Raw genomic sequence first — 11,552 nt, 5'->3', positions numbered from 1 at the left:
AACCTGAAATCAGTTCATGTTCCAGGGTTCGCCGTAGGTGGTGACGCTGTCACCGGTGGAGGCGATCAGTCGGGCGAACGGACGCAGCAGCACGCCGCCGGCCGCGCCGGTCACGGTGCCGTGCGCGTTGGACACCGCCACACCGCCGGCCGGGCCCTTGACGTCCACGGAGAAGGTGGCGACCTCCTGGATGCCCGGGCCGTTACCCAGGTCGGCCGAGATCGAGACGCCGGGGAACAGGTTGGGGGTGATGACCGAGCCCAGCGGGTTGAAGCCGGCCGAGAGCGGGTTGATGTTGGTGTCGTCGAGCAGGATGTTGGGCGTGGTGTAGCTGAAGTTGATGCCCACACCCAGTGACCACGGGAAGCCGATCTGGTAGCCCAGTTCCAGGGTGCCGGCGAAGTCGGCGGCGCCGGGGCCTTCGACGTGGTACTTGGCGCGACCGGAGTGGAACCACTCACGGGTCAGGCGGTTGCGGTCGAGCGGGAACACACCGTTGAGGAACGTGTCCCACTGCTGGACCGTCAGGGTCCGATCCTGGCCGTCGACCAGGCTCAGCTCATTGTCCAGACCTGCGTGCGCGGTGCCAGTGCTGACGAACAGAGTGGCGAAGGCACCAGCCATCGCCACCACCAACGCGGTCAGCACCCGACTCAATGCCTTCATCTTGTCTTCCTGTCTCCGGTCGTAGTTGGCTCGTGATGGTAGATCGCGAGCTGGTCTCAATTAGGATTCGGTGAGATCTCCCTCAGAGTTACAGCACCGTACACCTCTGCTGTCCCTTCTGCACCACGTACGGTGGAATTTGTGCGGCTGCTCCTCATCGCAGATACCCACGTCCCCAAGCGCGCTCGCGACCTGCCCGTCCCGGTCTGGGATGCGGTGGACCATGCCGATGTCGTCATGCATGCCGGTGACTGGGTGGAGCCCGGTTTGCTCGACACCTTGAGCGCCCGCGCCCGTCTGCTCGTGGGGTGCTGGGGCAACAACGACGGCGCGGAGTTGCGGCGGCGGCTCCCGGAGCGTGCGGACGTCACGCTGGAGGGCTTGCGGTTCACCGTCGTGCACGAGACCGGCGCGGCGACCGGCCGGGAGGCCCGGATGGCCAAGGCCTATCCGGACACCGACGTGCTGGTGTTCGGCCATAGCCACATTCCGTGGGACACCACGACGAAAACCGGTCTGCGCCTGTTGAATCCGGGATCGCCGACCGACCGGCGCCGCCAGCCGTTCTGCACCTACATGACCGCTGACGTGGTGGGCGGTGTGCTCTCCGGGGTCACGCTGCACGAGCTCTGACACCCCACGTACGTGACATCGCGATCGCCGGCAGTGCCGGATCGCCGGGTTTTGCTTCCGATTGCTCGCCCCACATAGGTACATCAGTAGGTCATTCATCAAACTTGTATTGACAAGTGTGGTGATGTGCCCCACAGTATGCGTATGGGAAATCAGCAGAGCTACGACGTCGTCGTCGTCGGCGCCGGCATCGTCGGCCTGGCGCACGCGTATCACGCCCACGAACGGGGCCTGAGCGTCGCGGTTGTCGATCACGCCGAGGGCGTGGTCGGCGCATCGGTGCAGAACTTCGGCCACGCGTGCATCACCGCGCAGTCCGGTGTCGCACTGGACTATGCGCGGCAGGGGCGCAGCCACTGGCTGGACCTGTCCCGGAAGGCCGGCTTCTGGTCGGCGCAGGCCGGTACCTACTGTGTGGCCCGCCACGACGACGAGCTGGCGGTGATGCACGAATTCGCACCGACCCGCGCCGCGGATGAGGTCGTTCTGCTCGATCGCGAGCAGATCCTCAGCCGTATCCCGGTGGCCGAAGCGGGCGTCACCGGCGGCATGTACCTGCCCAACGATCTACAGGTCGACCCGCGCACCGCAGCCCCATCCATCGCCCGGTGGCTCGCCGGCCAGGGGGTGGACTTCTATTGGCGCACGGCGGCAACAGGTTTCGACCAAGGCATCGTGATGACGTCGCGCGGCCCGATCTCCGCCGGGGCCACGTTCGTCACCGTCAACTGCGACATCGACCGGCTGTTCCCCGGTCTCGCCGAACGCGACGGGCTGCTGCGGTGCCGCCTGCACATGCTGCGCGCGCGCCTGCCGCTCGCCTTCGCGCTGCCCGCACCGCTGTTCACCGGCTGGTCGCTGTTGCGCTACGCCGGGTTCGAGAATCTCCCCAGCACCCAGGCGGTCGCCGACCGGTTGCGTTCCGAGTACCCCGGTTACGTCGCCATCGACCTGCACCAGATGTACACCCCGCAGCCCGACGGATCCCTGCTGATCGGTGACACCCACTACCGCGACGTGTCCGCCCCGGCGTTCCAATCCGAGGAGGGTTTCACCGCACTCATCGACGAGGCTCGAAAACTGTTCGGGGTCAACGATATCGATGTCAGCGAACGGTGGCAGGGCGTGTACTGCTCGGCTCCCGGCCAGGAATTCCTGATCGAAGAGCCGATCGACGGTATCCACGTCGTGACCGTCACCACCGGCATCGGAATGACCACCAGCATGGGCCTGGCGCACAGCAACGTCGAGAACGCATTCATCCGCGACACTGCCGTCGCAACCGCCTGATCGAACTCAACTGAAGGGAAACAGCATGACCACCAACGAAACTCAACCGGTCAGCCTCGTCGTCTTCGACATGGCGGGCACCACGGTCGAAGACAGCGGCCTGGTCCAGCAGTCGTTCCTGGCCGCCGACAGCCATGCGGGACTGTCGAAGACCGACGCCGACCGCGAGGAGATGCTGCGCTACGTCTCCGACACGATGGGCCAGTCCAAGATCGTGGTGTTCCGGCACCTGGCACGCGGCAACGAGGAACAGGCGCAAGCCGCCAACAAGGAGTTCGAACGCTGCTACGCGCAGCTGGTGGCCGAGGGCAACTGCAGCCCGATCCCGGGCGCCGAAGAGGTGATCACCTCCCTGCGGTCCCGGGGCATCAAGACCGCGCTCACAACGGGTTTCGCGCGCGAGACCCAGTCGGCCATCATCGACGCGCTCGGGTGGCAGAACCTCGCCGACGTGGTGTTGTGCCCAGAGCCAGGAGTCCGTGGCCGGCCGTACCCCGACATGCCGCTGACCGCGCTCATGCGCACCGAAACCGACTCGGTGTCCTCGATGATGGTCCTCGGTGACACCTCGTCCGACGTCATCAGCGGTCTGCGCGCCGGTGCGCGGGCTTCGATCGGTGTGCTGACCGGTGCCCATGACACCGCCCAGCTGTCGGCGGCCGGTGCCACCCACATCCTCGGCAGCGTCGCCGAACTCCCCAGCCTGGTGGCCACCCTGAGCTGACACCCAACCCACTCCTGCGGCGGCCGGTCCGAGGCCCAGCTTCCCGGCCGCCGCGTCACCGCTCCAGACGTTCTCGCTCGAGAAACCAGTCCCTGGCATCTGATTCGGCCCTTTGGCGCTCTGCCCCGGCCCCGCCAGTTCACCGTCTGTTTCACGCCCACCAGAGGTGCATTGTCATGTCCCACGTCACCACATCCCGGCCACAGAACATCGCCCCGCTCTACAAGCGCTGGCGCATCCAGATCTTCGCCGTCACCTGGATCGCATACGCCGGCTTCTACTTCACCCGCCAAGCGTTTTCGGTCGCCAAGCTCGGCATCCTCGAAGATCCGATCCTGAGCACCTCCCTGACCAAGAGCACGCTGGCCAACCTCGACGCCGCGTATCTCACCGCCTACGCGGCCGGGCAGTTCGTCTGGGGTCAGGTGTCCGACCGCTTCGGTCCGCGCGTGGTACTTCTTGGAGGACTGGCCATCTCGGCCATCGCGACGGTGTTCATGGGCCTGCTGCCGGCGCTCGTGTTCCTGCTGCCGCTGATGATCGTCCAGGGGCTCGCCCAGTCGACCGGCTGGTCCGGCACCCTCAAGAACATGGCCCAGTTCTTCTCCATCGGGGAACGCGGCAAGATCCTCGGCGTCTGGAGCACCAACTACGCGTTCGGTGGACTGGTCGCCGCGCCGTTCCTGGGTTGGGTCGCCTACGACGTGTTCGGTACCTGGCGGGCGGCGTTCTTCGGCGGGGCAGCCGTCGTGGCAACGGTCTTCGTGCTGATGTTGCTGTTCCAGCGCAACGACCCCGCGGACGTGGGGCTGCCGCCCATCGAGGAGTACCGGGCGGCCGCGGACGCCGAAGAAGGTGTCGAGCTGGACGACTCGCCGGAGGCCGAGGCAGTTGCCGAGCCGACCCCGTCGTGGCGGGAATCCCTGGTGGCCGTGCTTCGCGACCCCATGGTGAGAACCCTTGGCATGTCGTACTTCCTGCTCAAGCCGGCCCGCTACGCGATCCTGCTGTGGGGTCCGGTGATCGTCGCCGAACAGCTCGCGGACGGCGACAAGTTCCAAGCCGTCACGGTCCCTATCGCATTCGGCGTCGCAGGCGTCGTCGCCCCCATCCTGTTCGGCCGGATGTCGGACCGGATGTTCAAGGCCCGCCGGGTACCGGTCTCTGTCATCAGCCTGGCGATCCTGGTGGTGGTGCTCGCGCTGTTCGCACCACTGACCGCGACCGGCAATGTCTGGATCATGGTTGCCGTGCTGAGCGTGATCGGGCTGAGTGTCTACGGCGCCGACGCCATGATCTCGTGCGTCGCGGCAGTCGATTTCGGAACGTCCAAGCATGCCGGAACCGCCGCCGGGCTGATCAACTGCTGCGGGTCGGTCGGAGCGATCCTCGGTGGCCTGCTGCCCGGATACCTCAGCACCTCGATGCTGTTCTACGGGTTCGCCGGAGCGGCGTTCATCGCCATGCTGCTGCTGATCCCGCACTGGAACCGGATGCCCGCAGCCGACTAGGTGCATCCGAAACCGAGGCCGTGGCTGCGGATCTGAGGGGTTTCGCGGCCACGGCTTCGGCGTCTGCCTACATCCGGGGGTCGATGGTCTTGGCGTTGACGATGCTGAACGCGACCAGCTCGGGACGGTAGCGGTCGTCGGCGTATTCGAACACCCGGCCGTTCTGATCCCGCGAGGTGCGGCGCTCACGCAGCAGCGGACTGCCCGCCGCGATGCCGAGGTTCTCCGCGTCGACGTCGGAGGCCGCCACCGCGTCGAGGATGTGCTCCATCGAATCGAAGTAGACGCCGCGGCCTGCCAGATAGTCGGTCATCGAGCCGGAGTCGGTGTCGAAATCGAACAGCAGCGAGCCCACGGAGTCGATGAAGGTGCTGCGCTCGATCATCGCCGGCTCGCCGTCGAGCAGCCGGACCCGCAGCACGTCGACCACGAAGTCCGTCGCCGCCAGATCCAGGGCGACCTGAGCCGGTTCGGAGGCGCGTCGCCGCGCGACCTCGACGGTGCGGCTGCCCGCGGTGCGGCCGTTACGCTGCGCCCACTGGGTGAACGGGGTGAATGTGTCGAGGGTCTGGGTGGCGTCGTGGCTGCGTACCACTGCGGGCTTGCCCTGCGAAAGCCTGATCAGGCCTTCGTTTTTCAATGTCGCCAGGGCTTGACGGACCGGGCCGCGGGACACGCCGAACTCGGTGCACAGCGCGCTCTCGGTGGGCAGGGACTCACCGATCAGATAATCGCGCCGGATGATCCGCTGGCGCAGCTCGCTCGCGACATGGGCGTGGCGGGGCAGCGAATCGGAAGAAGCCATCGAGGCCACCCTCTCTGACAGTTGTCAAGACAAGCATGCCAATAGTAATCAGCGAGTTCACATGCCCGGCACGGCCACGGATGGCAGGCTCGTCGACATGGAGCAGAAGCCGCCCACCGCCGTCATCGAATCCGCTCACAAAGCCAGCATCGACCAGTTGCCTTTCCACGACACCCGAGATTTCGCCGACGCCGACCGCGGGTTCATCGGGGCCCTGGAACCATGCGTCGTCACGGCTGCCGACGGTCGGGTGGTGTGGGACAACGACTCCTACGGGTTCCTCGACGCGGACGCGCCCGACACCGTGCATCCGAGTCTGTGGCGGCAAAGCCAACTGTGCGCGAAACAGGGGCTCTACGAGGTGGTCGAAGGCATCTACCAGGTCCGCGGGCTGGATCTGTCGACCATCAGTTTCGTCGAGGGCGACACCGGCGTCATCGTCATCGACCCGCTCATCTCCACCGAGACTGCTGCGGCCGCGCTCGCGCTGTACCGGGCCCACCGGGGAGATCGTCCGGTCAGTGCTGTCATCTACACCCACAGCCACGTCGATCATTTCGGCGGTGTGCTCGGCGTGACGAATCAGGCCGACGTCGACGCAGGCAAGGTGGCGATCATCGCGCCCGAACACTTCACCGAGCACGCCGTGCAGGAGAACGTCTACGCCGGAACCGCCATGGCGCGCCGCGCGGCCTACATGTACGGCCTGGCACTGGCCCGCGGACCTCAGGGCCAGGTGGGGTGTGGCCTGGGCCAGGCCGGGTCGACCGGCGAGGTGGCGCTCATCGTGCCGACCGTCGACATCGGCGAGACCGGGGAAACCCACACCATCGACGGCATCGAGATCGAGTTCCAGATGGCGCCCGGCACCGAGGCGCCAGCTGAGATGCACTTCTACTTCCCGAAGTTCCGGGCGCTGTGCATGGCCGAGAACGCCACGCACAACCTGCACAACCTCTTGACGCTGCGCGGTGCGCTGGTCCGCGACCCGCACGGCTGGTCGGGTTACCTGACGGAGGCCATCGACACGTTCGCCGACCGCACCGACGTGGTGTTCGCGTCGCACCACTGGCCGACCTGGGGTCGCGACAACATCGTGGAATTCCTGTCGCTGCAGCGTGATCTCTACGCCTACCTGCACGACCAGACGCTGCGGCTGCTCAATCAGGGCTACACCGGCGTCGAGATCGCCGAACAGTTCCAGATGCCGCCCGCGCTGGAGGCGGCATGGAACACCCACGGCTACTACGGTTCGGTGAACCACAATGTCAAAGCGGTCTACCAGCGCTACATGGGATGGTTCGACGGCAACCCGGGCCGCCTGTGGCCGCATCCGCCGGAGGCCCTCGCGCCGCGCTACGTCGAAGCCATCGGCGGCATCGACCGGGTCGTCGAGTTGGCCCGGACGGCCTTCGACTCCGGCGATTACCGTTGGGCGGCAACGTTGCTGGATCACGCCATCTTCACCGACCAGCATCACGCCGCGGCCCGGGCGCTGTACGCCGACACCCTCGAGCAACTGGCTTACGGCGCCGAGAACGCGACCTGGCGCAACTTCTTCCTGTCTGGTGCCACTGAACTGCGCGAGGGGAAATTCGGCACGCCGACCCAGACCGCGTCGCCGACGATGTTGGCGCAGCTGACACCCGAGCAGATGTTCGACACCTTTGCGATCAACGTCAACGGCCCGCGGGCCTGGGACCTCGACATCGCCGTCGACATCACCTTCACCGACACGGCGGACAACTACCGGCTCACCCTGCGCAACGGAGTTCTGGTCTACCGCAAGGTGACTGCCGATCCCGCGACGGCACAGGCGACCGTCGCATTGGCGAACAAGTTGCGGCTGTTGACCTTTGCGGCCGGAGACTCGGCATCTGCGGGCCTGGAGATCACCGGCGATGCTGCTGCGCTGTCGTCGCTCGTCGCGGTGCTGGACCGGCCGGACCCCGACTTCGACATCATCACGCCCTAGGGCAGGCCGCCATCGGCACGCAGGATCGAGCCGGTGGTGAAGCTGGCCGCATCCGACATCAAAAACAGTGCGGCACCGACGATTTCGGGTGGATTGCCGGCGCGCTGCAGGGCCAGGTGCCCGAACGGCTCGCCGGCCATGTCCCATGCCTTGCTGACGTCGGTCAGGAACGGTCCCGCCATCAGGGTGTTGACGCGCACTGTGGGTCCGTAGGCTTTCGCCAGCCCTTCGGTCAGGGCGTTGAGCCCGGCCTTGGCCGCGGCGTACGGAAGCATGTACTGGTCCGGGCGCAGCGATCCGGATGAGCTGACGTTGATGATCGAGCCTGCGCCCGCGGCGACCATGCGCTCACCGACCAACGCCGACAACCGGAACGGGCCCTTGAGGTTGAGGTTGAACACCGCGTCGAAGAGCTTCTCCGTCACCGAGGACAGCGACTCGTACAGCGGTGACATGCCGGCATTGTTGACCAGCACGTCGAGCCTGCCGAATCGGTCGTAGACCGCGTCGACCAGGCCGTCGAGCTCATCCCACCGGCCGACGTGAACCTGGTAGGGAAACACGCTGCGGCCCGTCTCTGCGGTGATCTCCTCCGCGGTGGCCACACACGACTGCAGGTTGCGGCTCGCGATCACCACGTCGGCGCCGCAGCGGGCTGCGCCGAACGCGATCTCGCGGCCGAGGCCGCGGCTGCCACCGGTGACCAGCACCACCCGATCAGTGAGGTCGAACAGTTCGTCGGCGTATCCCATGCGGCCATATGGTGTCACGGTGCAACTGCTTCTGGTCCGTCATGCGCTGCCTTTGCGCAGCGAGCCTGGTCAAGGGTCCGATCCGCACCTGTCGGAGGCCGGTCTGGAGCAGGCCGGCCGGCTGCCCGCCGCGTTGGCCCGCTTCCCGATTTCCCGGCTGGTGAGCAGCCCGCAACTGCGTGCGGTGCAGACCGCCGAACCGGTCGCCGCAGCGCTCGGGTTGACGATCGACGTCGACGATCGGCTCGCCGAATACGACCGGGACCTGTCGCACTACGTGCCGATCGAGGAGATCGCCAAGGAGAACCCGGAGGAACTGGCCAGGCTCGCCAGCGGGCATCTCCCGAGCAGCGTCGACGAGAAGGCCTTCTCCGCGCGCGTCGCTGCCGCCGTCACAGACCTGGTGGCTGCCGGCGACCACGACCAGACCGTGGCCGTGTTCAGTCACGGCGGGGTGATCAACGTGCTGTTGCACCAGATCCTGGGCACCGAGCGGTTGCTGTCCTTCCACGTCGACTACGCCTCGGTGACGCGGCTGCTGTCGTCGCGCAGCGGGAAGCTGGCGGTGGCCTCGGTCAACGGCACCGAACACGTATGGGATCTGCTGCCGCGGAATCTCTTCGATGAGCGCTCGCGCTGAGAGCGACAACCGGAGTGGTAGACAGTTTCCGTGACATCTCTGGAAGGTCTCGACCTGGATGCCCTGGATCGCCACCTGCGTGCCGAGGGCATCGCCCGCAGCGGTGAGCTGCGCGCGCAGCTGATCGCCGGCGGCCGGTCCAATCTCACGTTCCTGATCGCCGACGATCAGTCGAAGTGGGTGCTGCGGCGGCCGCCCCTGCACGGGCTGACCCCGTCGGCGCATGACATGGCGCGCGAATACCGGGTGGTCGCCGCATTGGCCGACACCGCGGTGCCGGTGGCCCGCGCGGTGACGATGAGCAACGACGATTCGGTGCTCGGCGCGCCGTTCCAGATGGTCGAGCACGTCGAGGGACTTGTCGTGCGCAGCGCGTCCGAGCTGGCCGCACTCGGTGACGAGGCGGTGATCAACGGCAGTGTCGACGCCCTGATCCGGGTTCTGGCCGAGCTGCACGCGGTGGATCCGGATGCGGTCGGGCTCGGCGATTTCGGCAAGCCGGCGGGTTATCTGGAACGCCAGGTCCGGCGGTGGGGTTCGCAGTGGGACCTGGTCCGGTTGCCCGACGATCCGCGCGATGCCGACGTCAAACGGCTGCATCAAGCGTTGGCGGATTCGGTTCCGGCGCAGAGCCGCAACTCGATCGTGCACGGCGATTACCGCATCGACAACACCATCCTGGATGCCCAGGACCCGACGAAGGTCCTTGCGGTGCTGGACTGGGAGCTTTCGACGCTGGGCGATCCGTTGTCGGACGCGGCGTTGATGTGCGTGTACCGCGATCCCATGTTCAATCTGATCCTCAGCATGGAAGCCGCGTGGAGTTCGCCGCAGATGCCTTCGGCCGATGAGCTGGCGAACCGTTACTCGGTGCAATCCGGCCAGGATCTGGCGCACTGGGACTTCTACATGGCGCTGGCCTATTTCAAGGCGGCGATCATCGCGGCGGGTATCGACTTCCGCCACCGCCAGGGTTCGGCAGCGGAAGGCAGCTCGAGCGTGGGCGCAGCCGTGGCCCCGGCGATCGCGTCGGGGCTCGCCGCACTGCGCTGACCCTCAGCTGCGCAGCGCAGCCTTCAGATTCTTCTTCGCCGTACGGCGCAGCTGGAAGATCCGGGCGGTGCCCGCGGCGACGGTCAGGAGGCCGCCGCCGACCGCGGCGCCGAGGATGGCCACGCCTTTCGGCAGCGACCAGCGCCACCCGAGGAAGGCGAGATCGACCGGATCGGTGTTCTGCGCGATAAAAATCAGCAGGACGATAAGTATCAGGAAACCCGCGATCAGCGCTGACCAGAGCGCGCCGGCCCGGGTGAACTTGGGCGCCGCCGGTGGGTGCGACTTCGACGCCGCAGGCGGTTGTGACGTGGGCACATCCGGTGCCGGCTTGGCCGCGTCGGGCTTCGGGGCCGTGGGCGCGGGCTTCGGTTCCGGCTGATCGGGCGATGCGGGCAGATCGCTGGTCATGTTTGTATCTTTGCCCGGATCGGCGGCAAAGCAAACAACCGGAGGGTAAAGACCGGCAGCATGTCGGCCCTGCGGTTATGGTCAGGAAAGCCGGCCGAGGTCATCGGATTCGGCTGCAGCCGTCGGAAGGACGTTCGCATGCAGCATCGGACCCTGGCAGTGCTCGCCGTTCTGCTCGCCCTGATGGCGCCCGTGTTCACGGCCTGCGGCAGCGCGAATCCGCTGGGCGGCGGGCAGATATCCGGTGACCTGAAGTCGATCGTCGTCGGTTCGGCGGATTTCCCGGAATCCAAGATCGTCGCCGAGATCTACGCCCAGGCGCTGGAAGCCAACGGCTTTCAGGTCGGCAGGCAGTTCGGTATCGGCAGCCGGGAGACGTATGTACCTGCGGTGCAGGACCACTCGATCGATCTGATCCCGGAATACACCGGCAACCTGCTGCAGTACTTCGACAAGAACACCACCGCCACCACATCCGACGCGGTGCTGATCGGTCTGCTCAAAGCCCTGCCCGGTGATCTGTCGATCCTGTACCCGTCGCCCGCGGAGGACAAGGACACCCTCGCCGTCACTGCCGAGACCGCGGCGCGCTGGAACCTCAAGACCATCGCTGACCTGGCCGCCCATTCGGCGGAGGTGAAAGTAGGTGCCCCGTCAGAGTTTCAGACCCGGCAGACCGGTCTCGTCGGGCTGAAGGAGAAATACGGATTGGACATCGCGCCCGCCAATTTCGTCGCGATCAGTGACGGCGGCGGCCCTGCCACCGTGCAAGCTCTGACCAACGGGTCCATCACGGCCGCCAACATCTTCAGCACCTCACCGGCCATCGGAGAGCACCACCTGGTGGTCCTCGAAGATCCGAAGAACACGTTCCTGGCCGCCAATGTCGTACCGCTGGTGGCTTCGCAGAAGATGTCCGATGAGCTCAAGACCGTGCTCGACGCGGTGTCGGCGAAGCTCACCACCCAAGCGCTCATCGAGCTGAACACCGCCGTCGAGGGCAACAAGGGCGTCGATCCCGACGAGGCGGCGGGAAAGTGGATCAAGGACAACGGATTCGATCGGCCGGTGGGGCGATGAGCGCTTGCGCGA

At 66.4% G+C, this 11,552-nt stretch carries 12 protein-coding genes; 8 read left to right on the top strand and 4 right to left on the bottom strand.

Features of this window, described 5'->3' with window-relative positions; translation table 11 throughout:
• Positions 1–9: 9 nt before the first annotated feature.
• Positions 10–666: a porin MspA gene (locus RMCB_RS24535; RefSeq protein WP_062829305.1), complete on the bottom strand. Its 657-nt coding sequence runs from the start codon at positions 664–666 to the stop codon at positions 10–12.
• A 141-nt stretch (positions 667–807) separates the two neighbouring features.
• On the opposite strand from RMCB_RS24535, the gene RMCB_RS24530 reads away from it, so the two are divergent.
• The 4 genes from RMCB_RS24530 (at position 808) to RMCB_RS24515 (ending at position 4,824) form a co-directional block, all read left to right on the top strand.
• Entirely contained in the window at positions 808–1,299 is a 492-nt protein-coding gene (locus tag RMCB_RS24530) for a metallophosphoesterase family protein (RefSeq protein ID WP_029372751.1), read from the top strand.
• A 144-nt stretch (positions 1,300–1,443) separates the two neighbouring features.
• Positions 1,444–2,589 carry a TIGR03364 family FAD-dependent oxidoreductase gene (locus RMCB_RS24525; protein ID WP_062830854.1) on the top strand — a complete coding sequence of 382 codons (1,146 nt, stop codon included), beginning with the start codon at positions 1,444–1,446 and terminating at the stop codon, positions 2,587–2,589.
• Between the two features lie 25 nt (positions 2,590–2,614).
• A complete protein-coding gene (locus RMCB_RS24520; protein ID WP_062830853.1) occupies positions 2,615–3,313 on the top strand; it encodes a phosphonatase-like hydrolase in 699 nt (232 codons plus the stop codon).
• A 176-nt stretch (positions 3,314–3,489) separates the two neighbouring features.
• Complete coding sequence (locus RMCB_RS24515; RefSeq protein WP_062830852.1) at positions 3,490–4,824, top strand: MFS transporter; 1,335 nt, start codon at positions 3,490–3,492, stop codon at positions 4,822–4,824.
• Between the two features lie 67 nt (positions 4,825–4,891).
• Here RMCB_RS24515 and RMCB_RS24510 read toward each other — a convergent pair whose 3' ends face one another.
• Complete coding sequence (locus RMCB_RS24510; protein WP_029372746.1) at positions 4,892–5,629, bottom strand: GntR family transcriptional regulator; 738 nt, start codon at positions 5,627–5,629, stop codon at positions 4,892–4,894.
• A gap of 97 nt (positions 5,630–5,726) precedes the next feature.
• On the opposite strand from RMCB_RS24510, the gene RMCB_RS24505 reads away from it, so the two are divergent.
• On the top strand, positions 5,727–7,604 hold the full coding sequence (locus RMCB_RS24505) for an alkyl/aryl-sulfatase (protein ID WP_062830851.1): 1,878 nt from the start codon (positions 5,727–5,729) through the stop codon (positions 7,602–7,604).
• On the opposite strand, the gene RMCB_RS24500 is transcribed toward RMCB_RS24505, so the two are convergent.
• Positions 7,601–8,356 carry an SDR family NAD(P)-dependent oxidoreductase gene (locus RMCB_RS24500; RefSeq protein ID WP_029372743.1) on the bottom strand — a complete coding sequence of 252 codons (756 nt, stop codon included), beginning with the start codon at positions 8,354–8,356 and terminating at the stop codon, positions 7,601–7,603. The genes RMCB_RS24505 and RMCB_RS24500 overlap by 4 nt on opposite strands.
• 19 nt (positions 8,357–8,375) lie before the next feature.
• Here RMCB_RS24500 and RMCB_RS24495 point away from each other — a divergent pair, with 19 nt between their 5' ends.
• Both RMCB_RS24495 and RMCB_RS24490 read left to right on the top strand, forming a co-directional pair.
• Positions 8,376–8,996 (top strand): histidine phosphatase family protein, encoded by a 621-nt coding sequence (locus tag RMCB_RS24495; RefSeq protein ID WP_062830989.1) that lies wholly within the window; start codon positions 8,376–8,378, stop codon positions 8,994–8,996.
• A 30-nt stretch (positions 8,997–9,026) separates the two neighbouring features.
• Entirely contained in the window at positions 9,027–10,049 is a 1,023-nt protein-coding gene (locus RMCB_RS24490; RefSeq protein WP_062830850.1) for a phosphotransferase family protein, read from the top strand.
• A 3-nt stretch (positions 10,050–10,052) separates the two neighbouring features.
• On the opposite strand, the gene RMCB_RS24485 is transcribed toward RMCB_RS24490, so the two are convergent.
• Positions 10,053–10,460, bottom strand: a complete 408-nt coding sequence (locus RMCB_RS24485) for a LapA family protein (protein ID WP_029372738.1) — start codon at positions 10,458–10,460, stop codon at positions 10,053–10,055.
• A gap of 138 nt (positions 10,461–10,598) precedes the next feature.
• Between RMCB_RS24485 and RMCB_RS24480 the strand changes: the two genes are divergently transcribed.
• Positions 10,599–11,540: an ABC transporter substrate-binding protein gene (locus RMCB_RS24480; protein ID WP_072278541.1), complete on the top strand. Its 942-nt coding sequence runs from the start codon at positions 10,599–10,601 to the stop codon at positions 11,538–11,540.
• The last annotated feature ends 12 nt before the right edge of the window (positions 11,541–11,552 follow it).

The sequence above is a fragment of the Mycolicibacterium brisbanense genome (assembly GCF_001570425.1).
In the GTDB taxonomy this organism is placed as follows: domain Bacteria; phylum Actinomycetota; class Actinomycetes; order Mycobacteriales; family Mycobacteriaceae; genus Mycobacterium; species Mycobacterium brisbanense.
This window is presented reverse-complemented; position numbering and strand designations above follow the sequence as displayed.